Below are 25,798 nucleotides of genomic sequence, written 5' to 3' on the forward strand. Positions count from 1 at the left end.
GGATTCCCGGGGCGTCTGTTTCAATTAGCGGATGTCTGCCTGCTGCTTTTGAAAAAAGAGCTGCTGCGGATTTTTAGTGAATAAGTCTTCGAGCTCCTCTTCAGAAAATCCGCGGTCATTCAGCTTGGGCAAAATGTTTTCAAATAAATGGACCGGATGCCAGTTTCTCAATTGTACAGCGATCGGTTCCGGGATTTCAGGCGGTCTGCCCAGCCAGATATTTACCGTATCATGCGAGAGCAGAATTTGATTGCCATAACCTTCTTTCAGCAGTACGCTGAGCGTCTCTATTTTTTCTGCATCAGGCCTTGCCCCCGCAATCCCCTGCAGGCCAAAACGGTCGAATCCGATATAGACGCCTCGTTCCAAGACCCTTCGATGATAAGCAGGATCCGTATTTCCGCACATATGACCGACGACTATTTTTTCCGGCGAGGCTCCTTCCGATATAAGGAGTTCTGCCTGTTCCGGTCCCATTGTTCCTTCCTGTGTATGGGTTAGGATGACAGCTCCTGTCTCCTTTTGAGCTTTTGCTGCTGCCCGGAAGAACATTTCTTCATAAGAGGTGATGTGATCCTTGCTTGAAGCCACCTTGATCACTCCTGCTTTCACTCCTGTTTCGCCAATTCCTTCAGTAAGCTCCGTCATGAACATTTCATAAATTTCATCCTCCGCTGTTCCAAGCTGCTGCCGGAATTTGAAATAGGGGGTGGCGCCTTCTCCTTCGTAATAGTAGCCTGTCGCGCATACGATCTGCAGTCCGGTTCTATCTGATACTTCTTTTAAAAATTCCGGATTTCGCCCGCATTCATTCGGAGTAGGATCAACAACGGTTTCTACTCCAAAGCTTCTTAAGGACAACGCAATCGTTTCAGCCGTTTCCAGAGCTTCCTTTGTATTCATTCCGCCCAGCGTCAAGTCTCCGCTGTATCCTGGATAGCCGAATAGAAAGTGCTCATGGATGAGTGTTTTCCCCAGCTCATCTGCAGTTATGGCTCCAGTTACCGTTTCTACCCCCTGATTCATCGCTCGATTCCTCCGCTCACCTTTTGGCGTTCCTCTTCCTGCAGCTGTCTCCACAGCAATTTTCCGCTTGTAGTCATCGGCAGAGATTCCCTAAATTCAATCACTCTTGGATACTTGTAATCTGCCATATTCTGCTTCGCCCAGTCTATGATTTCCTCAGGCGCGGTGCCAAGCCCGTCCTGTGTGAGAACGACAAAGGCTTTTACGGTCTCTCCTCTTCTCTCATCCGGAATTCCTACTACACAGGCCTGCTGAACAGCCGGATGCTTATAAAGCAGCGATTCTACTTCCGCCGGCCATACTTTAAATCCGGATGCATTAATCATCCTCTTTACGCGGTCGACCATAAAATAATAGCCTTCCTCGTCCCTTTTGCCGATATCACCTGTCCTGAAATATCTTTTTCCATCAATTTCTATAAACGCCTGTTCATTTTCCTCCGGTCTGTTATAGTAGCCAAGAAAAACCTGCGGTCCGTTTACAACAATTTCTCCTTCTCCGCCTATCGGCAGCTCTTCGTGAGTGAGGGGATCGATAATTTTCGCATCCACATCAAAGGATGGAATGCCGAGGCATTGAAGCTTTGGACGATCCGGCGGATTAAAGTGAGTTTGGGCGATCGTTTCAGAAAGCCCATAGCCTTCGACAAAATGGAGACCTGTCAGATCAAACAGCTTTTCTCCTACTGCTGCCGGGAGGGCCGCTCCTCCGCCTGCAAGTCCCTGAAGTGACGCCATATCTTCCTTTTTCAGCTTCGGATTCGCCAGGAAATCAATAAGCATTGTACTAATGTTGACCCAGTTGCTTACCTTTTTCTCACGGATGATGCTGCGCGCGTATTCACGTTCCCATCTTGTCATCAGCACCATGGTCGCCCCTGACATGATCGGAATATGCATACTATGGATCATGCCGGTAACGTGAAAGAGCGGAAGGGTTGCAAGGCTGACGGCATCGGAAGTTGCATTAAGCCAGTGGTATCCACCGAATGTATTTGCCTGAACGGTCCGATTTGTATGCATACAGCCCTTTGGCAATCCGGTAGTCCCGGACGTATAAGGCATAACAGCTAGATCATCCGGTCCTGAAGCGGACGGAAGCGGTATGCACCCTGCACCTAATGCCTCCTTCCATAAAAAATGTCCTTCTTCATTAAACATTCTTCTTTCTGCACGAACCTCTTCCGGCAAATTCAACTCGTGAGTTCCGGCATAATCAGAATAGGCAGCAGCGACGACCTGTGTAATCAAGCCTTCTTTTATTAGCGGTGCAGCCCGGTCATATAATTCCTGTCCCACTATGGCACTTTTTATTTCACAGTCTTTTACATAGAAACGGAGTTCATCTGCGGTGTTCATTGGATTGATTGGAACGACCACTGCATCCGCTCTAAGAATGGCATAAAATCCAATAATAAATTGAGGTGAGTTCTGCATATAGAGGAGAACGCTCTCCCCTTTCGTCACATTCATTTTTTGCTGCAGAAAACCAGCCAGTTCATCGGCCTCTTTTAATAAATCTCCAAAACTCATTTCATTTCCGTAATAATCGATCGCTGTTTTACTGGGATATCTGGAAGCCGTTACCTCAAGGTTGTGATATAGAGTAGTTTCCGGCAAAGTCAGTGTTGTGGAAGTTCTTACCGGCCAAAATTTAAAATGATCCTGATTCAATTTATCCACCTCATCCCATGTTTTGTAAACGCTTACTCTTTTGATTTTCGAGGCATTACTCCGTTTTCCTCTTACGCATCGTATTTTTTTCTTCCCTTAAATTCGACATTCAATGGAAGGTGTTCTTATTAGTAAAAATTGCCGCTTGAATGTACTCCCAATATAAAAGACACTTAAGTTAGTAAAATACAGCCATACCATTAGGAGGAGATTATGAAGAATTATAGATTGATGCTTTCACTCATCATGTCCGCGGCTATCTTTTTTTCAGCTCTAACCATCCAGCCATCTGTATCAAAAGCAGAGACCGGTGACCGTAATCCTGTTATTTTCATTCATGGTGCAGGCGGAATCGGCGCAAGCTTCTACAGCATTGAAAATTACTTAAAAGCACAAGGCTGGTCCGACAATGAACTCTTTGCGATTGAAATGCGCGATAAGTCGGGAAATAACAAGAATAACGCGAAGCAGCTTGCTGCATATGTAGATGAAGTTCTTGAGAAAACCGGGAAAAGCAAGGTCGATATTGTGGGACACAGCATGGGAGGACCGAATGCCCTCACCTATATTCTGAACAGCGGCGGAAGCAAGGTTGACGACGTTGTTACATTCGGATCGCCAAATAAAATGGTGACATCGAAGGCGCCTGCCGGCGATGATCCTAACCATAAAATTCTCTATACTTCTATCTACAGTACGAATGACATTGTCGTAAATAAATGGCTATCCCCTCTTCAAGGAGCGAAGAATGTTCAAATCAGCGGACCGGGCCATCTTGGAATGCTTGCGAACACTCAAGTTAACGAACTTATTAAAGAAGGATTAAATGGCGGGGGCAAAAATACGAATTAATGATTAGGGCCTGTCTCAATGAGGCAGGCCCTTTTTACTTCCTGAAAATGAGAGCGCAAAAAGCCAAAGGATTCTTTCCTCTGGCTTTTTTAAATTTACGGCACCAAAATTAATTTCCCCTTCGTTTCCCTCCCTTGAAGCATCCGGTGAACTTCCGGCGCTTTCTCAAGCGGGTAGACGCCTCCTATTGTCAGCTGCAGCTTCCCCTCGCTTAAAAAGGCAAGCAGTTCATGCAGGCTTTGTGTGTAAAGCTCTTTCTTGCGCATCATTTGCGGGAGAAAGAAGCCAATGACAGACAGGTTTTGCCCCATAAGCGACGAAGGATACAGCTTTGCCTGTTCTCCGCTTGCTACTCCGTAGATGACGAGACGTCCAAACGGTGCCATGCAGGAAAGAGTTTTTCTGAAAATATCCCCTCCGGCCATTTCAAGCGCCACGTCCACCCCTTTACCTTCCGTAAGGTTAAGTACTTCCTTTTCCCAGCCTTCCATCGTATAATCGACAGCCTCGTCTGCACCAAGACTTAATGCAGCCTGACGCTTTTCTTCTGTACTGGCCGTTGCAATGATTTTCCCTGCTCCAAAAAGCTTGGCAAGCTGAACTGCAATCGAGCCTACTCCTCCCGCTGCCGCATGGATAAGAACCGTTTCTCCCTCTTCAAGCCGGCCCATTGTTTTCAAGACATGATATGCACTTAAACCCTGCAGCGGCATCGCTACCGCATGATGAAGATCAACACCTGCCGGCACGGGAATAAGACCGCGTTCATCCGCTACTGTATATTCCGCATAGCCGGTAGCTCTTGACGTTCCCAGAAGAGTAACGATTTTATCCCCTTGTTTGAACCTCTTTACTTCACTCCCTGTTTCAACGATTGTTCCAGCCACCTCAGCTCCCGGAACAAATGGAAGCGGAGTATCGATGACATACTGTCCCTCTCGTCTTGCTGTATCCGCATAGTTCACTCCGATTGCTTCAATTTTAATCAATACTTCTTTTTCCCCCGGGCTTGGTGTTTCAAGATCGACGACCTTCATCACTTCTGGCCCGCCATATTCATTCAGCTGAATCGCTTTCATCTTCTTCTCCTCACTTTCCCTCAAATTCCGGTTTTCTTTTTTCTTTAAATGCCAAGACTCCTTCTTGATGGTCAGCTGTTTCAATCATCATCGGCTGTGTCAGCCTCTCCTGCTCAAGAATGTCCTCTAATCGGGAATAGGAGGCTTGTTCAATAATCCGCTTCATTTGGCCGAATGCCTGAAGCGGTCCCTGGGAAAGACGGAAAGCATAGGAGCTCACCTCGTCCTTTAGCTGCTCGAGCGGGACCGTCCGGTTGACAATGCCATAGGACTTTGCCGTCACTGCATCGATTGGCTCTGCATTGAAAAACAGCTCCTTCGCCCGCTGCGGCCCTATCAAACGCGGGAGAAAATAAAGGCCTCCTCCATCGGAAATCAGCCCCACCTGGGCAAAGCTCATGACGAATTTGCTGTCCTCCGCTGCAAAGATAAAATCACAGGCAAGCGCCAGGTTAAACGCAGCACCTGCTGCAAAACCATGAACCGCAGCAATGACTGGCTTGCCAAGGTTTTTAATAGCAAGAATACACTCATTCAATTTTCCAAGGTGCTCGTATATTTGCTGTCCGTTAACCTGGCCCATTGTTTTGACATCCCCGCCTGCACTGAATGAGCGGCCAGCCCCCGACAAAATCACGGCTTTTATTTCCTCATTTGCCTCTGCCATACGAAGCGCCTCGGTGATTCCAACAATCATTTCTGCACTGAATGCATTTAACGATTCCGGACGGTTCATCGTGATCGATAAAACCGGTCCGCTTTGTTCAACCAATAAATGAGACATTATATTTCCTCCTTTTATTTAATGAGCCATCCGCCATCAACAAGTAAATCGGAGCCTGTCATATAGGACGCCTGCTCAGATGCAGCGAAAGCAATGACATGAGCGATTTCCTCTGCCTTGCCCACCCGCCGCAATGCCGTGTTTTTTTCAATCGCAGCGGCAAATTGAGTATTTTGCAGTCCTTCTTCGGTTAAAGGCGTCTCCGCAAATCCAGGTGAAACGGAGTTGACCCGGATTCCATATGGGGCAAGCTCCAGAGCAAGGGCCTTAGAAAAATTAATGACACCTGCCTTGGCTGCGCTGTAATGAGGAATATGAGAACCTGCTTTATAGCCGGAAAGGGATGCCACATTCACAATCGCACGATCCATCCTTTTCTCCTTGCTGCTCTCAATCATGAGTTTCCCAAGTACCTTGCTCACAAGAAAAACGCTTCTCAGGTTCAGGGACTGGACCTCGTCCCAGTTTTCTAATGACGTTTCAAGAATTTTGGATTGCCCGGACCCTCCGGCATTGTTCACGAGAATATCGAGCGAACCGGCTTCCTTTACATATTGAGCTAAGGCTTGAATTTCTTCTTCGTTCGTCACATCTGCCCTAAAAAACACGGCCTTCTCCTGTATTGTCTGTTCATTTATATACGCTGCCGCCTTTGAGAGCTTATCCTCGGTCCGTCCGACAAGGATCACCCTGGCTCCCTCTTTGGCGAGCATACAGGCCGTTTCCATCCCGATTCCGCTGCCGCCGCCGCCCGTTACTACTGCTGTCCGCTGTGAAAAACGCATGAAGTTTCTTCCTCCCTACATAACGGTATAAGATTCTTTTTGCAGAAGAGCGTCCGCTATAAAACGGTTTCTTTCTACACGGTTTGCTGAACCGAGTTCAGCAAATTTAAGGCTGATCCGGGAAAGAAGAAGGTTCTTCCGGTCATCGGCCACTAATTGATGAACGAGCTGCCTGGCTAGAGTTTCGCCTTCATACAATGCTTCCTCCGCCGCCGTTTGGCATAGGCTAACCATTAGCTTTGCTTTTTCTTCTCCTTTTGCATCCAGCGTCTTTTTAGCGCGGAGCAGAGAGGATTCTGCAGAAAACAAAGCCGCTGCCAGATTGGACAGTTTCAAAAGCGTCTCCTGTTCTTCGTTCATGTTCCCGCCGTATTTCTCAAAGGCAGCTCCAAAGCAGACAAGCAGGGTATTCCGGAGTGCTGAAACAATCATTTCTTCGTTTTCAAGAAGCCTGCCGATGCCTTTTATATCCTCTTGAAGGGCTTTATACGCCTTCGATACCATGCTTTCAAATTCAACCTCTCCTTTTGCAGCCTTCCTCAAAAAGTGGGTAGGCAGCAAAAGACGATTGATCTCATTCGTTCCTTCAAATATCCGGTTGATCCGTGAATCCCGGTACACCTGCTCAATCGGATATTCCTGAATAAAGCCCGCACCTCCATGCAGCTGCAGGGATTCATCTGCCGCATAATCGAGGGTTTCTGAACCAAACACCTTGCAGATTGCGCATTCGGCAGCGTACTCCATCATCTGTTTTCCAATCAGCCTGTGATCCTCTGCTTCATATAAATCACCAAGCGCATCCTCAAGGAGACCTGCTGTTCGATACTGAATCGACTCCGCCGCATAAATTCTTGAAGCCATGAGGGCAAGTTTTTCCTTCGTTGCCGGAAAGTCTGCGATGCTGCGCCCGAACTGAAAGCGCCCTTTCGTAAATTCAAGTGCGAGCTTAAGTGCATGCTTGGATGCACCCATACAGGCTGAACCTAGATTAAACCTGCCCAGATTTAAAACATTCAGAGCGATCACATGACCTTTTCCCGGTTCCCCAAGCAGATTTTCTTTCGGTACAAGACAATCTTCGAGCAGCACCGTTCTAGTTGACGAGCCTTTGATCCCCATCTTTTTCTCTTCGGGTCCTAAGGTTAAACCTGGGAAGCTTTTTTCAGCGATAAAGGCAGAGAAATGCTGGCCATCAATTTTAGCGTAGATGATAAACGTGTCCGAAAAAGCAGCGTTCGTAATGTACAGCTTCGATCCGTTCAGCACATAGTGCGTTCCGGCATCATTCAGAACAGCAGTCGTTTTCGCAGCCAGTGCATCCGATCCAGAACCGGGCTCAGTCAGGCAGTACGCACCGATGTATTCACCGGATGCAAGCTTCGGGAGATATTTAGCTTTCTGTTCCTTTGTTCCAAAATACGTAATAGGCAGGGTCGCAATACACGTATGATTGGAGTGGGCGACCCCGTAGCCGCTCGTTCTCCCAATCACTTCTCCAACGATTCCTTTCGTGATTTTGTCTAATCCCAGTCCGCCGTATGTCTCTGGAATGCTGTGGGCAAGCAGGCCAAGCTCTCCCGCTTTATGCAAAAGCCCGACAACCCGCTCAAAATTTTGTTCTTCAATTTCTTCACGGTATGGATCCACTTCCCTTTCAACAAAAGCCCGCGCTGTTGAAGCCATCATTTTTTGCTCATCGGTAAAGTCTTCAGGTGTAAAGATGGTGCGGTAATCTGAAGCTTCATACATAAAGCTTCCGCCTTTAATTTTTACAGAGGCTGTCTGCAATTCTTTCACTCTCCTTTTTTAATAGCTCTGTTGGACTTGGCTGTTGATTGCAGTTAGCAGGCGCTCAGCGACCAGCGGGGCGGGCGGTGAGCCTCCTCACCGCTTTGCGCCTGCGGGGTCTCACCTGTCCCGCTGCTCTTAGCTCGGAGTCTCGCGCCTTCCACTCCAATCAACAGGTATTAAAAAATCAGCACCATGCTTTAACGCAGCCTTTTTAAAAACCGTATCCTGCATACCTCACCCCATACTCATCGGAATGAAGCCCAGGCTTTCAGGGTATCTGCTTAAAACGCTTCAGCGATCTGTTTTTTAAAATGGGCAGGACATCATAAACATCTGTTTGGGCCGCATAGGCAATTTCTTCTGCAAATCCGTATTGGCTGAGCATCTTTCCGACTCTTGAGGCAGACAGTATTTCTGTTTTTTGACTTTTAAGACTTGAATAAAAGAGCTTTGCCGCAAGCGCCGAATCGGTCAAATCCCATGTTGAACCCAATGTAAGAAGTTCAATCAGATAGCCGGCCCCTAGAAAATCCTCCACACAGAACTGGCCGGAGGATCCGGAGCAAATGAGAATCAGAGTTTCTTCAGAATGTTCCGACTTCAGTTGCGCTGCCACTGTCTTTGCATTAAGGAAGCTGGCCGCATACACCGCTTTTGCAGATGCTGAATTTCTGATTGCAACGGTTCCATTCGTTGTTGAGAGAATGGCCGTTTTTCCCCAAACATGTTCTTTCAACATAGAAGGCCCTGGATCAAGAAAGCCTTCAATCGTTTTCCCCTCATACTCCCCAATCAGGACAAACGAATTCCCCTCAAGTGCGGCGGCTGTATTTCGTGCTTCTTCTCCGTTTAGCACCGGAATAACTTCCCTTGCACCGTTGGCAAGGATGCTCGTTATGGTCGTTGTCGCAAGCAGCACATCAAAAACGACAGCGATTTTCCCGGCAATCTTTTCCTGCTCAATCTCTTCCTTTTTCAATAAAACATGGATTTTACCCATGAAACGTCCCATTTGCTGTTCTCATTGCCTGATCGATTAAAGTGCAGACAAACGGCGCAAACTTAGCGAAGCGTTTATCCTTTGTCTGGCCCTTTTGATAGCGGTAATAAATCTGCTGGCAGATTACGGCCAGTTTAAAATAAGCGAAAGCCAGATAATAAGGAAATTCTTCTAAATTGCGGCCGCTTTTCTCTGCATAGCGTTCTGCAAACTGCTGTCTTGAATAAAAGGCGGGATGAACGGTAATAGAGGGCTTCCCAAAGCCGAATTTGAGTGAATCCGGGTCATCCTCCTCTACCCAGTAGCTCATAGCTGCTCCAAGATCAGCAAGCGGGTCGCCGATCGTCGCCATTTCCCAATCAAATAAACCCGCCATACCTGTTAAGTCCTCAGTAAAAAGAGCATTGTTCAGCTTGTAATCATAATGAATGACAGATGGAGAACCGGACGCAGGAAGGTTCTTTTCGAGCCACCCTGTCAAGGAGTCGACCGCTTCAATTTCTTCAGTCTTTGCCCGGTGGTATCGTTCAATCCAGCCGCCCACCTGACGTTCCATAAATCCTTCAGGCTTGCTTAGATGGATTAAGTCTGAATCCTGATAAGGAATGGAGTGGAGCTGTACGAGTTTATCCACCATAAGCTCAGAAAGCATCCGCCCCTTTTCTTCCGTCATTTCCATACCTTCTGGAAGCACGGTATCCACCATGACCCCTCTTCTTCTCTCCATCAGGAAAAACGAACTGCCTGCCACTGAAGGATCTTCTTCATATAAGAAAGGCTTAGGCGCTTCAGGAAACAGCGGATGCAGCGCTTTTAATATACTAAACTCCCTTTTCATATCATGAGCCTTCGGTGCAACAGGACCGAGCGGCGGTCTTCTCAGCACCGCCTCCCAGTCTCCCGCTTTTAATGCATAGGTGAGGTTGGAAGCACCCGCTCCAAATTGCTCAATTTGCAGCGGCTGATCCGACATTACCGGAAACCGCTCTTTTAAATACCGCTCAAGCTTCTGCAGCTGAAGCTCTTCCCCTTCTCTTACAGGGATTGTATAGGACATCCTTGACGCCTCCCTTTTTAGGCGTGAGCCAAATATTTTTCAAGCACGCTCCGAAGCTCATCCGGGATTTCTTCACTCTTCTGCCGTGTAAAATTAAAATAGACAATCACTGCTTTTCCTTTTGCAATCATATTTCCGCTGTTTGCATCTTCAATGATGTGTTCGAGATGAAAGCTTTTCCCGCCTACCTTTGAAATCGCCGTTTTCACAATCAGCTCCTGATTGAAATAGGCCTGCTCCATAAAATCACAGGAAGCAGAAGCGAGGATAAACGGCCAATTATCCGCCGTTAGCGGGGAGCCCAGTTTTCCGAAAAACTGAACCCTCGCTTCCTCTATGTAGATGAAATAGCTCGTATTATTCACGTGCCCTAAGACATCGGTTTCACAAAATCTGACTTTGACCTTTATCTCATCATGCATGTCGTTATGCCTCCTTAGCGGTGGGTAAATTCCGGCTTCCTTTTTTCAATAAACGCCTGTACGCCTTCTTTAATATCATCCGTCTGGAAAACCTCCTCAAAAAGCTCGGCCTCCCGTTCCAGCCCATCCTTTAAGGAAACACCCAATCCTTCATCAACAGAGCGTTTAATCCTTGAGAGGGCAGGCAATGAAAAACGGCTGATTTTCGCAGCGAGCTTCAAGCCATGCTGAAGACCCTCACCTTTTGGCGTGACTTCATTCACCAAACCGATTTCTTTCGCTTTGGCTGAATCAATCGGATCTCCGGTAAACATCATTTCCTTTGCCCGCGCTTCCCCTATTACTCTCGGAAGCCGCTGTGTCCCGCCGCCTCCTGGGAATAGACCGAGTTTAATTTCAGGCAATCCGATTTGAACGTGTTCTTCTGCAATTCGTATATCGCACGTCAGCGCAAGCTCGCAGCCTCCACCGAACGTCAGCCCATTTAATACAGCAATCACCGGCTTTGGAAAATCATCGAGTTTATTCAGAACAGCGTGGGATTCCATGAACTGTGATTTGATTCCCTTTTTCCCTATCAAACTCGGAAACTCCTTAATGTCCGCTCCTGCCATAAACGCACGGTCCCCAGCACCGGTCAGGATGACACAAACGATCTCCTGGTCATCTCTCATTTCATCAAGCAGCTGATCCAGTTCTCGCAGAACACCCTGGCTCATTACATTTAGCGGCGGATGGTCAATGGTCAGGATCATAATCGAACCTTGTTTATCTCTTCTGATCACATTTTCCATTATTGATTCACCTCTTCCTTCGCGTATTCATACCAGCCCTTGCCGGTTTTTCTTCCAAGATGGCCCTGTTTTACTTTTTCTTCAATGCAGCCGAATGGCTTGTCGGCAGGATCTCCCGTTTCTGCATACCGCTGCTGCATAACATAATAACCGACGTCAATACCGGATAAATCCATAAGCTCAAACGGTCCGATAGGATGATTGAGGGCTTTCCGGCAAATGGTATCGATGTCTTTATAGTCTGCATAGCCGTTCTCATAAAGGTAAACTGCTTCCCTTTGAAGCGCTCCAAGAATCCGGTTGGCGATGAAGCCTGAAATTTCTTTTTTCAGAAGAACCGCTGTCCGGTTAATGGTTTCGCATACGCCCATTGTCAGCTGCGCTGTTTCTTCAGATGTCTTTTCGCTTGTCACCACTTCCACACAGTCCATCACAAGGGCAGGAAAGAAAAAGTGCATATTGATCACTTTATCCGGTCTGTTCGTAGCTCCCGCGATATAAGAGTTCATAATCGTTGAAGAATTCGTGGCTAAAATCGCATGAGGCTTCGCATATTCATCCAGCTGTGCAAACACTTCTTTTTTTACCTCCAGCTTTTCCACCACGGCTTCAATAATAAAATCAGCCTTTGCGGCAGCTTCTTTTAAGCTTGCAGTCATGGTGAGGAGGGAGAACGCCTTTTTCGCTTCCTCTTCTGACAGCTTGTTTTTCTGCACCCGCTTGTCTATTAATCTTTGGAGGACGGCATCGGCATTTGATAAAGCGTTTTCATTTACATCCTGCAAAATGGTTTTATATCCTCCAAGCGCACACAGCATGGCAATTTGATGTCCCATTTGTCCAGCGCCAATGACGGCGATCGTTTTGATGTCTTCTTTTTTCATAAACAGCTCTCCTTCTTTAATTTTTAGCTCTGTTAAACTCGGCTGTTGATTGCAGTTAGCGGGCATTTGCTTATCCTTGAGCGGGCGGTGAGCCTCCTCCGCGCTTTGCGCGTGCGGGGTCTCACTGTCCCGCTGCTCCCGCAGGAGTCTCATGCCCTCCACTCCAATCAACAGGTGTTTAGAAAATTAAAACATTCTTTAATTTAGCCTGATTTTTAGAACGGATGTATTTCTCTAGGCACTCATGCTTTTACACCTTACTGACCGGTTGGTATGCTGAAAGGAAAGAAAGCATCAAGTGCTTCCCTTCAATCCCTCAAGCAGTATTTTAATAAAGATGTCTGAGATGCTAGAATCCGTTTCACGGCCGGATGGGTCAAACCAGAAGTAGCTCCAGTTGGCCATTCCCAGTACTCCGAGGGCGACAATATCCACTGGCAGATCATCTCTGAATTCCTGTTTTTCCATCCCGGACCGCAGAATTTCTTCAATTTGCCTGCGGAACAAATCGCGTTTAGAGGCAATGAGGCTAAGATGGGGTTCGCTCAAATTCCGCATTTCCCTGAAATACACCTTCGCGCTCAATCCCTCTTTTTCTATATCGTGAATGAGCAAATAAACGACCTCATGCAATTTTTCTCTATAACTTTTTTGCGGATCTTCGAGGATGGTCTTCTGCTTTTGAAGAAGACTGTCAATATAGCTTAAATGAATGTCCATCAGCAGCTGTTCTTTGCTTGTGAAATAATAATAGAATGTTCCTTTTGTGACATTCAGCGCGTTGACGATATCCTGAATCGATGTTTCCTTGAACCCTTTTTCAGCAAAAAGCTGAATACTCATTTGTCTGATTTGTTCTTTCATGCTTATGTCCTCTCGATCTAGCCGGTTTTGCTCCGATTATAGCATAGCCGCTTAAGATTAGAGTTTCTTTGCTGATTCTTCTCTTAGAGCACGTCTTAAAATTTTCCCAACGTTTGTTTTCGGCAGCTCTCCCCGGAACTCTACCTCGCGCGGCACTTTATAGGCAGCCATCTGATTGCGGCAAAATTCAATTATTCCATCAGGCGAAGCACTTTTGCCTTCTTTGCACACCAGAATCGCTTTAACGGTTTCACCCCGGTATGGATCCGGAACACCTATCACTACAGCTTCCTGTACAGCTGGATGTTCATACAGCACCTCTTCCACGTCGCGTGGATAGATATTATAGCCGCTCGCAATAATCAGGTCCTTCTTTCTGTCTACGATATAAAGATAGCCCTCATCGTCTACCCTGGCCAAATCACCGGTAAAAAGCCATCCGTCCCTTAATGCGGCAGCCGTTTCCTCCGGCATGTTCCAATAGCCTTTCATAATTTGCGGTCCGCTGATGACCACTTCTCCAAGCTCTCCATTCGGAAGTTCCTCAAGGCCTGTAGCAACATCGACAATTTTATAAGCGGTTTTAGGAAAACCGATTCCAACACTGCCTGGTTTGCGCTCCCCAAAGTTCGGGTTGCAGTGGGTACAAGGCGACGCTTCAGATAAGCCATACCCCTCGAGTACCTTCGCCCCTGTTTTTCGTTCAAACTCTCTCATAAGCTCAACCGGCATGGGTGCACTGCCGCTATTGCAGATCCGGATGCTGCTAAGATCGTACTCTTCCGCTTTAGGATGGCTTGTGAGCGCTACATACATGGTCGGTACACCAGGGAACATCGTTGGCTGATCTTCCTTAATCGTTTCAAGAACTTCCTCAAGGTCAAATCGCGGCAGCAAAACCATGCAGCTTGCCGTTAATACAGATAGATTCATACAGGAAGTCATACCGAAGACATGGAAAAACGGGATAACCGATAAGCTTTTTTCCTCTCCGATTACAATATCATTCTTAAAGAACTCATAGGACTGGTAAACATTTGCGACAAGATTCCGATGGGAAAGCATCGCTCCCTTCGATCTTCCTGTCGTTCCGCCGGTATACTGAAGGACGGCAATGTCATGCTCCGGTTCAATCGGAACATGAATGGGAGCTTCTGCTGCTTCTGCAAGAAAGGAATCAAAGCTGAAGGCCGCATTTGCAGGCTTTTCGGTGTATCCTGGTGTAAGGCTTACCGTGACCACTTGTTTTACACTCGTTTCTTCCTTAACTGCTTCTACTTTCGGATAAAGCAGGTCATACACAATGAGCGTTTCCGCACCGGAGTCCGTTAAAATATGGGAAAGCTCTCTCTCCATCAGCATCGGATTCACTTGAGTGACAATCGCGCCTGCAGCCAGGATACCGTAATAGGCGATGACATATTGGGGGCAGTTCGGCAGCATGATGGCCACCCGATCGCCTTTTTGCACACCATTTTTTTGAAGAGCCGCAGCGAATTTCCCGGCCAATCCTGCAAGTTCCTTGTAGCTGAATGTTTTTTTGTAAAACGTGATCGCGGTCTTTTCCCCGTGCACCTCAGCAGTTGAGCGAAGCATTTCATGAATCGGTATGTCAGGTATCAGGCAATCATGGTCAATGCCTGGCGGGTAGCTTGCTAACCATTGATTCGTTGTCTCCATCCTTCATCCCTCCATCTGTCAGTAAGTTAACGTGCCCCCATCAACAAGGAGCGTACTGGCCGTTACAAATGAGGCATCATCGCTTGCGAGGAAGAGTGCGGCTTTTGCGACTTCATCCGGTCTTCCCGGTCTGCCAAGAGCACTAGCGGAGGAAATAATCGGCCAGTTTTTTTCATCCAGCTTCCAGTCTTTAATAATATCTGTATCAATGACTCCCGGGGCAATCGCATTTACCCGGACCTTTTTCTTCCCGTATTCAAGCGCAGCATTTTTCGTCAGCATAATCACGCCTGCTTTTGAAGCATTGTAAGGCGCAAGGAGCTTCTTCCCTTTTAGCCCAAGGATGCTTGAGGTGTTAATCACACTTCCGCCACCGCTCTCCAGCATTTTCGGAATTCCATATTTCATCCCAAGAAAAACACCCGTCAAATTGATATCGATGACCCGCTGCCATTCCTGAAGGGACATCTCTGCAAGTCTCATACTCTCGTTGCTGACACCGGCATTATTAAATAATATATCGAGAGATCCATAGGTTTCCGCCGCTTGCTCCATAAGCTGCTTGATTTCATCCTCTGACGTTACGTCTGTCTTAATAAAAATGGCTTCTCCGCCATCGTCGCGGATTTGAGAGACCGTTTGCTGGCCCCCCTCTTCCATTACGTCCGCTACGGCTACCCTTGCCCCTTCCTTTGCAAAAAGGAGAGCCGCCGCCCGGCCAATTCCGCCGGCTCCACCGGTCACGACCGCTGTTTTCCCCGCTAGCTTCATACTGGTCTCCCTGCTCTCTTTTGTATTTCAGTCTCCAAACCTGCTTTTACAAAACGTGCGTGCCTCCATCTACCACCAGTACATCACCTGTCACATAATCAGACGCCTGCGAAGCCAGAAAAACAGCTGCTCCTTTTAACTCCTGATCAGATCCAAATCTGCCAAGCGGAGTACGCTGAAGAAGACCTTCCTTCCCCTTTTCTATGATGACCTGTGACATTTTAGTAGGGAAAAAACCTGGTGCAATGGCGTTGACATTGATGTTGTGCTGACCCCACTTGGCTGCGAGATCCTTCGTGAACGTAATAACCGCACCCTTGCTCGTATTGTAGCCGATGGTATCCATATATTTCGGATCCGCACCGCCAAGACCCGCAACGGATGATATATTGATGATTTTTCCGCTTCTCTGCCGGATCATGTAGCGGCCAGCTTCCTGCGACATTAAAAACGTGCCTGTTACATTTACATTCAATACTTTTTGCCAAGCATCAAGAGGCATATCCTCAGCAGGCGAACCCCAGGTGGCACCGCTGTTGTTAACTAAAATATCAATGGCGCCAAACCGTTCATACGCAAGCTGAACAGTCCTTTTTACATCTTCCTGTGACGTAATGTCGCAAGCAAGGGCCATCGCATGACAGCCTGTTTCTTTCTCGAGTCTTAAAGCCGTTTGCTCGCAGGCTTCTTTTTTCCTTGAACAAAGCACGATATTCGCCCCTGCCTCGGCAAGCGCCTCCGCAATCTGCTCACCAAGCCCTCGTCCCCCGCCGGTAATAATCGCGGTTTTGCCTCTTAAGTTGAATAGTTCATTTACATGCATTCGCTTCACCTCATACCGTCTGCAGGGAGACGTCGTATTTTTTCAATTCAAGCCTTGCAAGCTGTGCTTTATGCACTTCATCCGGTCCATCTGCAAGTCTGAGCGTTCTCGCATTCGCCCACTGTGCAGCAAGCGGAACATCCTCGCTGACTCCTGCTGCACCGAATGCCTGAATGGCCCTGTCGATCACTCGTAAAGCCATGTTCGGTGCGACTACTTTAATCATCGCAATTTCAGGCTTCGCTATTTTATTGCCGACCGTATCCATCATATAGGCTGCTTTAAGCGTCAAAAGCCTGGCCTGCTCAATGTCGATACGTGATTCAGCAATCCAGTCCTGTACAACACCCTGTTTAGAAAGCGGTTTGCCAAACGCTTCTCTTCTTTGTACACGCTTACATAACTCCTCAAGCGAACGTTCAGCAGCTCCAATTAATCTCATGCAATGATGAATTCTCCCGGGTCCCAGCCTCCCTTGGGCAATGGCAAACCCCTTTCCTTCTCCCCAAATCATATTGGATGCAGGAACGCGGACATCCGTAAATGAAATTTCCCCATGGCCATGCGGGGCATGATCATATCCGAAAACCGGCAATGTCCGTTCGATTTTCACTCCAGCTGTATCCAGGGGAACAAGAATCATCGACTGCTGCTCATACTTCGGTGCATCCGAATCGTTTTTCCCCATCACGATCGCAATTTTGCAGCGAGGATCACCTGCCCCTGAAGACCACCACTTCGTACCGTTAATGACGTATTCATCGCCATCTCTTTCTATGCGGCATGAGATATTCGTAGCATCAGAGGAAGCAGCATCAGGCTCTGTCATTGAAAAACAGGATCTGATTTCTCCGGCAAGCAAAGGCTCAAGCCACTGCTTTTTTTGCTCCTCTGTTCCATAGCGGACAAGCACTTCCATATTTCCTGTGTCAGGAGCCCCGCAGTTAAACACCTCAGGACCGATTAGCGACCGTCCCATAATCTCACATAGAGGAGCATATTCAACGTTCGTCAAGCCTGCTCCATATTCACTGTCTGGAAGAAACAAATTCCACAGACCCTGCTTCTGAGCTTCTTTTTTCAACGTTTCCATGACTTCGGGAACAGCTGACCATCTCGATGATTGGCTGTTTAATTCTTCTTCATACCGTTTTTCATTCGGATACACGTGCTCATCCATAAATTCATTGAGCCGCTTCTGCAGATCCTGAACCTTTTCCGAATACGAAAAATTCATATCGGTTCCTCCTTCGGTCAGCTAACTAACCGGTTGGTATGTAACATATCTATATCATATACTAAATATTCTAAATCTTACAACCGATAATCTGAAATTTTAGTCATTACCGATACTGAATGACATACCGGGTCTATTTTTCGGCCTCAGCCAATACAGATAAAGAAGAAAATATGGAGAGGCTGATGAGAGATGACCGGATTAAATCAGGATGAACTCGAGAAAAAAATCGATGAGCTGAACAAAAAGATCGAAAGACTGGAGTCAAAATTGCAGCAGCCACACAATATAGGATCGAACATTTGGGTGCTTGTTCCCGTTGCGGCAATCATTATGTGGGGGCTAACAAAAATCTTTTAAAAGCAGAAAGGCACAGACAGGCATAGGTCCCGCCAGTTTCTGTGCCCTTTTTGATTTAGATATGTTAAATAACTCTGTTGATAGTACGCAAAAGAAAAAAGTGTGGAGCATTACAGATTTCAAATCAGATGGTAAGGAACGTGTTAGAGGTGTGTACCATATTCAAAATTTGAATGGTTATCACAATCTCTTGAAGGAAAATATAAATCGGGTTAATGGAGCGGCAGTGAAATACCTCGAGCATTATTTGAGCTGGTTTCAATTTTTAGACCAAATCAGGCACCGAAATGACGACACAACCGTTAGCAAGATGATTGTTGAAGGCTGCCTGTTCTCAATAGATGCCACCTATGATAAATTTAGGTTATCAGAATTTTCCAAAGGAATATCAAAGCGATATTGATCATCAAGGGGCAGTTATATGGAACAAGTTAAGTTCCTAATTTGAATAAATAATATTACATAGTAAAAGGGGATAGTTATGAGTTTATTATTAGGTAAAGTTTCTATGGATGAAAGTGAACTAAAAAGTATATTAACTAAAATAAAATATGGAGAAAGTGACTGGCAAGAGGCGGATAGGTTATTTATATTAAAATCTATGATAGAGCATATCGGTTCAACAGATGGTGAACTCCGCGACCAGTTGATTTATACCTCTTTTTATAGATTGATAATTGAGAGTAATCAATTAGAACCTGAAATTTTAAATGAATTATTAGATACTTGTTTGAATGACCTTCTTTTTAAAGGAATCGGTGAAAAAGAAACGGATACTGTATTCACAAGAGCGTTTACTACACTTTTAATAGCAATAATCTTGAACAGAGATAATCAAGCAAATTTTTTATCACCAAGCACAGTTTATAGCATTAAAGAGAAGTTAATTAAGTACATCAACCTTGAGAGAGATTTAAGAGGATATGTCGCTGGCAAAGGGTGGGCACACAGTATTGCACACGTAGCTGACACTTTTGAAGAATTGGTGAAAAATCCAAAATTAGACACAGAAGTTTATCCAGAAATACTAAAGACATTGTGGAGTAAGATTCTAATATCTAACAGTGTCTATGTCCACGATGAAGATGAAAGGATATTAATACCTATACTTGAAATGCTGGAAAGAGGATTGGATGTTCAAGAAATAGAAGAATTAATGCAACACTTACCGATTGAATTAATGGCTCAAAAGGAGCAGCTTGAGGATGAAAAGTATTGGCTCTTAGTGTTTAATATTAAAACATTCTTAAAAAGTTTTCACATTAAAATAAACGGTAATTCTAAATTACTATCATTTCAGAAAAGTATTGAACAGTGCCTAACAAAAATCCATTGAAGAAACCTCTTCACTATCTGTGATATGAGATTAAGCATAATACTTGGTCCTTATCAGGGGGCTTTAATTAGTCAAAGGAACTCCAAAATAACGGAGTTCCTTTTCTTTATTTCAAAGACTCTGTTAATGCCTGGTGTTGATTTTTAACACCTGTTGATTGGAGCGGAAGGCGTGAGACTCCGTGCTAAGAGCAGCGGGACAGGTGAGACCCCGCAGTCGCGAAGCGAAGAGGAGGCTCACCGCCCGCCCCGCTGGTCGCTGAGCGCCTGCAGCGGAAATCAACAGCCAAGTTTAAAAGAGCTATTTAAAAAATCAACATGATTGTTTAACATAGCTTTTCATTTAGTTAAAAATCTAATCAAAAACTTATTTCGCTAATTCATAAATCGCCTGCGCATAAATTGCGGTTGCGCGGATTAGGTCCTCTATTTCAATATACTCGTCCTTTTGATGAGCAATATCCGGTCTGCCAGGGAACAGCGGACCGAATGCCACGCCCGCTTTCAGTGAGCGGGCATATGTTCCGCCGCCAATGGAAATCAGGCTCGCTTTCTCCCCGGTTTGCTCTTCATACACTTTGGAAAGCGTTTGGATAAGCGGATGATCCGCTTCTACATAATGGGATGGTGAGTCATTGAACATGGTCAGTTCCGCACCTTCAATGGATTCAAAAGCAGCCTTGATTGGCTGGGATGATGCGGTAACCGGATAGCGGACGTTGATTCCAAGCTCGCCGGTCTGATTTGAAAATTTCATCGTTCCAAGATTAACCGTTAAATCTCCGCTCACCTCATCGTTCGCTTTTATTCCAAGAGCCTGACCCCTTGTATCCCCATCAAAATGGTCTTTAATAAAAGAAACGAATCGTTTTCCGGCTTCGTCCAAATCGAGTGTTTCAAGGAATGATGCTAAGCTGACTCCGGCATTCTTTCCATTGTTCGGTTCCATCGCATGTGCGGAAACCCCTTCAACCTGAAGGACCGTTTGTCCGCTTCCTCTTTTAACAGAACCCTTTACATCTTCTTTTTCAAGCCATGCTGAAAATTGAGCCTCGAGTTCATCGGTTCCTTTTACTTCAGCTTCCGCAAAATCAGGCACCATGTTAAAGCGGCGGCCCGAGGAGAAGGAAACAAGGGTTAAGCTACCGGAATCAGCTGATTCTCCATTAAATTGGAGTTTCGCATCAATAATCCCTTTTTCCGCATGAATAATCGGGAAATCCGCATCTGGTGCAAATCCGATATCAGGCATTTGCTCGTGTTTAAAATAGTGATCTACACAGCGCCAGTCACTCTCTTCGTCCGTTCCGATAATCATGCGGACTTTTTTATTCAGCTCCACACCTGAATCCTTAACAAGCTTCATCGCGTGATAAGCTGCCATTGTCGGCCCCTTATCATCCAGTGCGCCGCGCGCAAATATTTTTCCGTCCCGTATCTCCGCTCCATAAGGATCTGAAGTCCATCCGTCTCCCTCAGGAACCACATCAATATGGCACAGGATACCAAGCAGTTCATCCCCCTTGCCCATTTCCAAATGACCTGCATAGCCGTCCAGGTTTTTTGAAATGAAGCCATCCTTCTCGCCTTTATTCAGCAAGTGCTCAAACGCTTCCTGAATTCCTTTCCCAAAAGGAGCTCCTTCCTGTCCGTCTTCCTCATCCAATACGCTTTTAATGCGCAAAAATTCCTGAGTATCCTTAATGATCTGTTCCCGTCTTTTTTCTGTTTCTTCAATCCAATTAAACATCTTTAAACCCCTCTTCTGCTCTATGTATGATTTTGCTCTATATATGATAAGATACCAAACGAATAGGTTCTATGAAAGAACGGGGCACAAAAAAGAAACATACCCCTTGCATTTTTAATAAAAAACGAATATTATTATTAAGGTTTTGAAATAATGTTCGTATTATTTGGAGGTTTCCCATGTTTAAACTAAAAGAGAACCAAACCACTTTAAGAACTGAAATAATCGCTGGCTTTACGACTTTTCTTACCATGGTCTACATCGTGGTAGTTAACCCGCAAATTCTATCTGCTGCCGGAGTACCTCCTCAGCAAGTATTTGTTGCAACCATTATCGCATCCATCATCGGAACCCTGTGGATGGCGTTTTTCGCGAACTACCCTATCGCAATCGCTCCGGGAATGGGCCTGAACGCCTATTTTGCTTTTTCCGTCGTTGGAGGAAAAGCAAACATTTCCTATGAAGTAGCATTTGCTTCCGTGTTTGTTGCTGGTATTATTTTTGTCATCCTTTCCCTTACTCCATTCCGAAAACAGCTGATTGAAGCGATCCCTTCAAACCTGAAAAATGGAATTACAGCCGGAATTGGATTATTTATCGCTTTTATCGGACTCCGTACTTCCGGAATTGTTGCCGATCATCCTCAAAATCTCGTAGCACTGGGGGATCTTCATTCAGCACCTGTCGTGCTCACCTTAGTCGGACTTGCTATTACACTCGTTCTGATGACACGCAATGTTAACGGCGCAATCTTTATTGGAATGATCGCGACCGGCCTCATTGCCTATTTTACCGGTCAGCTTAAGATTACCGGAGTAATGGCACTGCCGCATCTGCCTGAAGGAATCATCATCAACCCTATTACTGCATTTGGTGATGTCATTCATTACGGTTTGTACGCTGTTGTATTCTCCTTTCTGCTTGTGACGATTTTTGACACAACCGGAACGATGATCGGGGTTGCCCAGCAGGCAGGCCTTATGAAAGGCAAAGAGCTTCCTAATGCAAGAAAAGCATTGCTTGCAGATTCGTCCGCTACAACAATCGGCGCCATGTTTGGTACAAGTCCTACGACAGCATACATTGAATCATCCGCAGGTGTTGCCGCTGGAGGAAGAACAGGTCTTACTGCGCTCGTAGTCGCCATTCTGTTCGCAATATCCTCCTTCTTCTTTCCGCTAGTAAGCGCAGTATCCGGGATTCCGGCGATTACGGCTCCTGCCCTGATCATTGTCGGAAGCTTGATGATGGGATCCATTGCGAACATCAACTGGGGAGAATTGGACGAAGCGTTCCCTGCATTCCTTGTTATTCTTAGCATGCCCCTTACTTCAAGCATTGCAACAGGTATTGCCCTGGGATTCATTTCTTACCCGCTCATGAAAGCAGCTAAGGGCAAATGGAAAGAGGTTCATCCTTTTGTTTATATCTTTGCCGTTTTGTTCTTTATTCATCTTGTTGTTATTGGGTCACATTAAAAAAATGCCGCCAATACTCTGTATACAGAGCTGGCGGCATTTTTTTTATGGACAACGTTAAATGCTGCAGAGCGATAGATTCGGTAAGCTGCAATTTTGCGGGAGTGAATTCTTAATTGGATTCCCACGTCCTTCTGTTCACATAAAACGGAATATTGTCCTCAGGTACGGTATAAATCAATCCTCCATAAGGAAGGTATTCTGGCTGACCAAGCTTTGTCTCATAGTATGACCTTGCCTGCTGCTTTGGCCAGATCATTTTCATTGGAATAAACTAGTCCGGTTACCTGATGCTGAACCATTTCAGGAATGCTCCCAGCCGCAGGCAATCCAAAGATTTGAACCTTAGCTTAGAAAATCATATTTCATATTAACATTCTGTTTCTATAGAACTAGGCAGAAGTCGAATTTGAGAAAAATTCATAATATGTGTGCCAGCTGGCATAAAGGATCGAAAATAGCATATATAGTAAACTGAAGTATGTTTTTAAATATGAATATGTTAATATTGTGTAAATTCAAGCCTCAAGGTAGAATCTTTCCAGCGATATCGTGTAAAATATAAATGTAGCATCAACTATACCAACTAAATAGGGTAATACGAAGACATTTTCAGTGGTTGACATCCTAGATTGCTTCGGGTCTTTAGACCTGTTCAATCCAATAATGAGGAGTGGTTTTTTGAAACCTTCAACTAATCGTATGCTAAACCGTATCAAATCTATCTACATGTACATCATGGAAAGAGGTACAGTTACAACACAGCAGCTTGTTGACGAGTTTGGTATAACACCAAGAACCATTCAGCGTGATTTAAATGTGTTAGCATACAACGAGCTTGTCAAGAGCCCCAGCAGAGGTAAGTGGACGACTACAAAAAAGAAAGTAAAACTCACTTCGTAACGCAAGCATGGTAAGAACCTATACATAAAAAAGGAGCCCAAAAATTCTGGCTCCTCTTTTTTATATAAAATCTGCCGGTTTGCTATTTCGCAGAATCTCCACTTCTTCATCGGTCAAATCCCGGTACTCTCCAGGTTCAAGATCCTCATCCAGCTCTAAATCACCCATCGTAAGCCGCTTTAGGTACGTCACTTTCTTACCGACCGCCTCAAACATTCTTTTCACCTGATGAAACTTCCCTTCTGTAATCGTCAGTTCAATTTCAGAGGTTTCCCCGCTTTTTAGAATAATGAGTCTCGCAGGCTTTGTTACATATTCATCATCCAAGGTTACTCCTATTTTGAAAGCAGAGATATCAGATTCCGTGACCTCACCTGAAATAACCGCATAATACGTTTTCGGAACATGCTTTTTTGGAGAAAGAAGCTGGTGGGAAAGCTGTCCATCATTCGTTATCACAAGCAGGCCTTCCGTGTCTTTGTCCAATCTGCCAACTGGAAAAGGCTCTCTGACCGCATCCTCTGGAGTCAGCAGATCGATTACCGTATGCTGTGCAATATCCTCTGTAGCTGATAAAACGCCGGGAGGCTTATTCATCATCAGGTAAATAAACTCCCTGTACTCTACCTGTTCACCATTTACCGTCACCATCTGGTTTTCAGGATCCACATGTGTCTTGGCATCCTTAATGACGACACCATCCGCAAGCACAGCGCCTGTTTTCAGCATTTTCTTTACTTCCTTGCGGCTTCCATAACCAATTGTAGCCAGAAGTTTATCTATTCTCATTTACTTCCACCTCATTTTAAAAGGAAAGGCTCTTAGGCCTTTCCTTTGTTTTTTCTGTTCAAAAATGCAAACCGTGAGCCGAAGAGTTTTTCAAGAAGGCGGGATTTATAAGCTCCATAAAGATAAGCTGTCGCCCCCCCGCCAATCGTCAATGCAAGCAAGAAACCAGCCTGTACTTTTCCAGCTTTAAAGTTAATAAAGATTTCGGCAAATGACTGTACAACCGAAACAATAATACCCATCATAACAGTCAAAATCAGAATGAAGATTGTTCTTTTAAAGAATTTATTCATACTAAACTTCGCATGTCTTTTAATCATAGCAAACCCGTACAGAATGGAAACGGCGAAGCCAAGAGAAGTCGCAAGAATTGATCCTTCTCCTCCCAGCCACAGCACCAGCGGATAGTTTACTGCCGCTTTAACGATTAACCCGACTGCAAGGCTGATAACCGCAAGCTTCTGCTTGTTAATCCCCTGCAGGATCGCAGCATTTACGGTGAAGTAGCAAAAGAGCAGGGCAGATGGTGCCTGCCATTGGAGGAGCCATGCTGCTTCTTGAGAATAATCAAAAAACAGTTTATAAATCGGTCCGGCGAGAATGATCATTCCTGCTGAGGCCGGCAAAATTAAAAACATGATGATTTGAAAGGCCTGGTTGATCTGCTGGTGCACCTGACGCATCCCGCCTGCTGTAAAGGCTCTTGTGATAGATGGAACAAGAGTTAGACCAAATGCAGTAGCTAATGAAACCAGAATCATAATTAAAGATCTGCCTTGAAATTGCACATAAGCAAAAATATCTTTGGATTCTTTAAGCGTATATCCTTTTTCCGTTAAAGCAGGATACATCGAATCCTGATCAATCAACTGATAAAGAGGAATCGCGAGACCTACAAATACAAAAGGAAGCGAATAGGCGAGGAGTTCTCTAAAGAGCTTTCTCATTTTGATATCGGAAGGCGGTATTGTATTTTCTTTCATCGCCTCAAGGGTATGTCTTCGCTTTCTCCAATATGCATACAGAACCAAAAGTCCCCCAGCCGCTCCAACTGCCGCAGCCAGAGTCGCATATCCAATAGCGGTGACAAGTGAGCCATCGTAAATATGAAGCACTGCATACACGGAGGCCAGCAGGAAAATAATCCGGAACAGCTGCTCGACTACCTGAGACACGGATGTCGGGCCCATCATTTGATGCCCCTGAAAAAAACCTCTGATGAGAGCCATAATAGGTACGATTATCAGTGCAACGCTTAGCATCCGAATCACATACGTAACATTCTCAATGTCCTCAATTGGAGATTTTTTAGAGTCAAGAGAGGCCTGGGCAATGTCCGGAGCAAGATAATACAAGGCTGCAAAACTGGCTAAGCCCATAAGAAGCATGACAATCATTCCATTACGGAACATTCTCAGGCTGGTCTGATAATCGCCCATAGAGTTATATTTCGATACAAATTTGGAGACAGCCATTGGAAAACCTGCTGTTGCAATACTTAGAAAAATAACATATGGAGTATATCCCATTTGATAGAGAAAGGTTCCTTCGTTACCGACCATTGCAAAAAATGGTACCATGTAAATAATCCCGAGCAATCTCGATATGTATGTACCTAAAGTTAATATAAACGTGCCTTTTAACAATTTATCCGACAT

General features: G+C 45.4%; 25 protein-coding genes and 1 pseudogene. 6 read left to right on the forward strand and 20 right to left on the reverse strand.

Features of this window, described 5'->3' with window-relative positions; genetic code table 11:
- Positions 1-24 precede the first annotated feature (24 nt).
- Together WCV65_RS15560 and WCV65_RS15565 are read right to left on the reverse strand one after the other, a co-directional pair.
- Positions 25-1,026, reverse strand: coding sequence for a phosphotriesterase-related protein (locus WCV65_RS15560; protein WP_338777692.1), 1,002 nt, complete (start codon positions 1,024-1,026; stop codon positions 25-27).
- Complete coding sequence (locus tag WCV65_RS15565; protein WP_338777694.1) at positions 1,023-2,699, reverse strand: long-chain-fatty-acid--CoA ligase; 1,677 nt, start codon at positions 2,697-2,699, stop codon at positions 1,023-1,025. The genes WCV65_RS15560 and WCV65_RS15565 overlap by 4 nt, the downstream gene beginning before the upstream one ends.
- Before the next feature lie 213 nt (positions 2,700-2,912).
- Between WCV65_RS15565 and WCV65_RS15570 the strand changes: the two genes are divergently transcribed.
- Positions 2,913-3,551, forward strand: a complete 639-nt coding sequence (locus WCV65_RS15570) for an alpha/beta fold hydrolase (RefSeq protein WP_338777696.1) — start codon at positions 2,913-2,915, stop codon at positions 3,549-3,551.
- Positions 3,552-3,646: 95 nt separating this feature from the next.
- On the opposite strand, the gene WCV65_RS15575 is transcribed toward WCV65_RS15570, so the two are convergent.
- The 14 genes from WCV65_RS15575 to WCV65_RS15640 all read right to left on the reverse strand — a co-directional run bounded on the left by WCV65_RS15575 (position 3,647) and on the right by WCV65_RS15640 (position 17,525).
- The gene (locus WCV65_RS15575) at positions 3,647-4,630 is read right to left on the reverse strand and encodes an NADPH:quinone oxidoreductase family protein (RefSeq protein WP_338777698.1); all 984 of its coding nucleotides are present in this window, start codon (positions 4,628-4,630) and stop codon (positions 3,647-3,649) included.
- A gap of 10 nt (positions 4,631-4,640) precedes the next feature.
- A complete protein-coding gene (locus tag WCV65_RS15580; RefSeq protein ID WP_338777700.1) occupies positions 4,641-5,414 on the reverse strand; it encodes an enoyl-CoA hydratase in 774 nt (257 codons plus the stop codon).
- 14 nt (positions 5,415-5,428) lie between these two features.
- A complete protein-coding gene (locus WCV65_RS15585; RefSeq protein ID WP_338777701.1) occupies positions 5,429-6,199 on the reverse strand; it encodes an SDR family oxidoreductase in 771 nt (256 codons plus the stop codon).
- Between the two features lie 15 nt (positions 6,200-6,214).
- The gene (locus WCV65_RS15590) at positions 6,215-7,999 is read right to left on the reverse strand and encodes an acyl-CoA dehydrogenase family protein (protein ID WP_338777702.1); all 1,785 of its coding nucleotides are present in this window, start codon (positions 7,997-7,999) and stop codon (positions 6,215-6,217) included.
- A gap of 262 nt (positions 8,000-8,261) precedes the next feature.
- Entirely contained in the window at positions 8,262-9,005 is a 744-nt protein-coding gene (locus WCV65_RS15595; protein WP_338777703.1) for a 2-phosphosulfolactate phosphatase, read from the reverse strand.
- On the reverse strand, positions 8,986-10,050 hold the full coding sequence (locus WCV65_RS15600) for a phosphotransferase family protein (protein ID WP_338777704.1): 1,065 nt from the start codon (positions 10,048-10,050) through the stop codon (positions 8,986-8,988). Before WCV65_RS15600 ends, WCV65_RS15595 begins: the two co-directional genes overlap by 20 nt.
- A gap of 17 nt (positions 10,051-10,067) precedes the next feature.
- Positions 10,068-10,472, reverse strand: coding sequence for a thioesterase family protein (locus WCV65_RS15605; RefSeq protein WP_338777705.1), 405 nt, complete (start codon positions 10,470-10,472; stop codon positions 10,068-10,070).
- Positions 10,473-10,486: 14 nt separating this feature from the next.
- Positions 10,487-11,266, reverse strand: a complete 780-nt coding sequence (locus WCV65_RS15610; protein ID WP_338777706.1) for an enoyl-CoA hydratase — start codon at positions 11,264-11,266, stop codon at positions 10,487-10,489.
- The gene (locus WCV65_RS15615; protein ID WP_338782323.1) at positions 11,266-12,150 is read right to left on the reverse strand and encodes a 3-hydroxyacyl-CoA dehydrogenase family protein; all 885 of its coding nucleotides are present in this window, start codon (positions 12,148-12,150) and stop codon (positions 11,266-11,268) included. Before WCV65_RS15615 ends, WCV65_RS15610 begins: the two co-directional genes overlap by 1 nt.
- Before the next feature lie 294 nt (positions 12,151-12,444).
- Positions 12,445-13,014, reverse strand: coding sequence for a TetR/AcrR family transcriptional regulator (locus WCV65_RS15620; RefSeq protein WP_338777707.1), 570 nt, complete (start codon positions 13,012-13,014; stop codon positions 12,445-12,447).
- A gap of 57 nt (positions 13,015-13,071) precedes the next feature.
- Complete coding sequence (locus WCV65_RS15625; RefSeq protein ID WP_338777710.1) at positions 13,072-14,694, reverse strand: long-chain fatty acid--CoA ligase; 1,623 nt, start codon at positions 14,692-14,694, stop codon at positions 13,072-13,074.
- An 18-nt stretch (positions 14,695-14,712) separates the two neighbouring features.
- Positions 14,713-15,465, reverse strand: coding sequence for a glucose 1-dehydrogenase (locus tag WCV65_RS15630; RefSeq protein ID WP_338777713.1), 753 nt, complete (start codon positions 15,463-15,465; stop codon positions 14,713-14,715).
- A gap of 46 nt (positions 15,466-15,511) precedes the next feature.
- Positions 15,512-16,288 carry an SDR family oxidoreductase gene (locus tag WCV65_RS15635; protein ID WP_338777715.1) on the reverse strand — a complete coding sequence of 259 codons (777 nt, stop codon included), beginning with the start codon at positions 16,286-16,288 and terminating at the stop codon, positions 15,512-15,514.
- Between the two features lie 10 nt (positions 16,289-16,298).
- Positions 16,299-17,525, reverse strand: coding sequence for an acyl-CoA dehydrogenase (locus tag WCV65_RS15640; RefSeq protein ID WP_338777717.1), 1,227 nt, complete (start codon positions 17,523-17,525; stop codon positions 16,299-16,301).
- 192 nt (positions 17,526-17,717) lie between these two features.
- On the opposite strand from WCV65_RS15640, the gene WCV65_RS15645 reads away from it, so the two are divergent.
- The 3 genes and pseudogenes from WCV65_RS15645 (at position 17,718) to WCV65_RS15655 (ending at position 19,221) form a co-directional block, all read left to right on the forward strand.
- Positions 17,718-17,885, forward strand: a complete 168-nt coding sequence (locus WCV65_RS15645; RefSeq protein WP_338777719.1) for a hypothetical protein — start codon at positions 17,718-17,720, stop codon at positions 17,883-17,885.
- Positions 17,886-17,969: 84 nt separating this feature from the next.
- Positions 17,970-18,288, forward strand: a pseudogene (locus tag WCV65_RS15650) (IS1595 family transposase); the annotation flags it as partial.
- Between the two features lie 78 nt (positions 18,289-18,366).
- Complete coding sequence (locus WCV65_RS15655) at positions 18,367-19,221, forward strand: DUF2785 domain-containing protein (protein WP_338777721.1); 855 nt, start codon at positions 18,367-18,369, stop codon at positions 19,219-19,221.
- A 366-nt stretch (positions 19,222-19,587) separates the two neighbouring features.
- Here the strand turns inward: WCV65_RS15655 and pepV are convergent, their stop codons facing one another.
- Positions 19,588-20,970: a dipeptidase PepV gene (gene pepV / locus WCV65_RS15660; protein WP_338777723.1), complete on the reverse strand. Its 1,383-nt coding sequence runs from the start codon at positions 20,968-20,970 to the stop codon at positions 19,588-19,590.
- 179 nt (positions 20,971-21,149) lie between these two features.
- Between pepV and WCV65_RS15665 the strand changes: the two genes are divergently transcribed.
- Positions 21,150-22,448: an NCS2 family permease gene (locus tag WCV65_RS15665; protein ID WP_035409695.1), complete on the forward strand. Its 1,299-nt coding sequence runs from the start codon at positions 21,150-21,152 to the stop codon at positions 22,446-22,448.
- Positions 22,449-22,560: 112 nt separating this feature from the next.
- Here the strand turns inward: WCV65_RS15665 and WCV65_RS15670 are convergent, their stop codons facing one another.
- Positions 22,561-22,713, reverse strand: a complete 153-nt coding sequence (locus tag WCV65_RS15670) for a hypothetical protein (RefSeq protein ID WP_338777725.1) — start codon at positions 22,711-22,713, stop codon at positions 22,561-22,563.
- Positions 22,714-23,129: 416 nt separating this feature from the next.
- On the opposite strand from WCV65_RS15670, the gene WCV65_RS15675 reads away from it, so the two are divergent.
- A complete protein-coding gene (locus WCV65_RS15675; protein WP_035409698.1) occupies positions 23,130-23,351 on the forward strand; it encodes a DeoR family transcriptional regulator in 222 nt (73 codons plus the stop codon).
- Positions 23,352-23,411: 60 nt separating this feature from the next.
- On the opposite strand, the gene WCV65_RS15680 is transcribed toward WCV65_RS15675, so the two are convergent.
- Complete coding sequence (locus tag WCV65_RS15680) at positions 23,412-24,140, reverse strand: pseudouridine synthase (protein ID WP_338777726.1); 729 nt, start codon at positions 24,138-24,140, stop codon at positions 23,412-23,414.
- 32 nt (positions 24,141-24,172) lie between these two features.
- Positions 24,173-25,798 (reverse strand): polysaccharide biosynthesis protein, encoded by a 1,626-nt coding sequence (locus WCV65_RS15685; protein ID WP_338777728.1) that lies wholly within the window; start codon positions 25,796-25,798, stop codon positions 24,173-24,175.

Source organism: Metabacillus sp. FJAT-52054 (genome assembly GCF_037201815.1).
Lineage (GTDB): Bacteria > Bacillota > Bacilli > Bacillales > Bacillaceae > Metabacillus_B > Metabacillus_B sediminis.

Coding starts and splice junctions, on each gene's coding strand:
- WCV65_RS15570 (WP_338777696.1), top strand. CDS start 2,913: ATGAAGAATTATAGATTGATGCTTTCACTCATCATGTCCGCGGCTATC.
- WCV65_RS15680 (WP_338777726.1), bottom strand. CDS start 24,140: ATGAGAATAGATAAACTTCTGGCTACAATTGGTTATGGAAGCCGCAAG.
- WCV65_RS15635 (WP_338777715.1), bottom strand. CDS start 16,288: ATGCATGTAAATGAACTATTCAACTTAAGAGGCAAAACCGCGATTATT.
- WCV65_RS15655 (WP_338777721.1), top strand. CDS start 18,367: ATGAGTTTATTATTAGGTAAAGTTTCTATGGATGAAAGTGAACTAAAA.
- WCV65_RS15580 (WP_338777700.1), bottom strand. CDS start 5,414: ATGTCTCATTTATTGGTTGAACAAAGCGGACCGGTTTTATCGATCACG.
- WCV65_RS15640 (WP_338777717.1), bottom strand. CDS start 17,525: ATGAATTTTTCGTATTCGGAAAAGGTTCAGGATCTGCAGAAGCGGCTC.
- WCV65_RS15585 (WP_338777701.1), bottom strand. CDS start 6,199: ATGCGTTTTTCACAGCGGACAGCAGTAGTAACGGGCGGCGGCGGCAGC.
- WCV65_RS15625 (WP_338777710.1), bottom strand. CDS start 14,694: ATGGAGACAACGAATCAATGGTTAGCAAGCTACCCGCCAGGCATTGAC.
- WCV65_RS15605 (WP_338777705.1), bottom strand. CDS start 10,472: ATGCATGATGAGATAAAGGTCAAAGTCAGATTTTGTGAAACCGATGTC.
- WCV65_RS15620 (WP_338777707.1), bottom strand. CDS start 13,014: ATGAAAGAACAAATCAGACAAATGAGTATTCAGCTTTTTGCTGAAAAA.
- WCV65_RS15685 (WP_338777728.1), bottom strand. CDS start 25,798: ATGTCGGATAAATTGTTAAAAGGCACGTTTATATTAACTTTAGGTACA.
- WCV65_RS15615 (WP_338782323.1), bottom strand. CDS start 12,150: ATGAAAAAAGAAGACATCAAAACGATCGCCGTCATTGGCGCTGGACAA.
- pepV (WP_338777723.1), bottom strand. CDS start 20,970: ATGTTTAATTGGATTGAAGAAACAGAAAAAAGACGGGAACAGATCATT.
- WCV65_RS15665 (WP_035409695.1), top strand. CDS start 21,150: ATGTTTAAACTAAAAGAGAACCAAACCACTTTAAGAACTGAAATAATC.
- WCV65_RS15560 (WP_338777692.1), bottom strand. CDS start 1,026: ATGAATCAGGGGGTAGAAACGGTAACTGGAGCCATAACTGCAGATGAG.
- WCV65_RS15575 (WP_338777698.1), bottom strand. CDS start 4,630: ATGAAAGCGATTCAGCTGAATGAATATGGCGGGCCAGAAGTGATGAAG.
- WCV65_RS15595 (WP_338777703.1), bottom strand. CDS start 9,005: ATGGGACGTTTCATGGGTAAAATCCATGTTTTATTGAAAAAGGAAGAG.
- WCV65_RS15645 (WP_338777719.1), top strand. CDS start 17,718: ATGACCGGATTAAATCAGGATGAACTCGAGAAAAAAATCGATGAGCTG.
- WCV65_RS15610 (WP_338777706.1), bottom strand. CDS start 11,266: ATGGAAAATGTGATCAGAAGAGATAAACAAGGTTCGATTATGATCCTG.
- WCV65_RS15670 (WP_338777725.1), bottom strand. CDS start 22,713: ATGAAAATGATCTGGCCAAAGCAGCAGGCAAGGTCATACTATGAGACA.
- WCV65_RS15630 (WP_338777713.1), bottom strand. CDS start 15,465: ATGAAGCTAGCGGGGAAAACAGCGGTCGTGACCGGTGGAGCCGGCGGA.
- WCV65_RS15600 (WP_338777704.1), bottom strand. CDS start 10,050: ATGTCCTATACAATCCCTGTAAGAGAAGGGGAAGAGCTTCAGCTGCAG.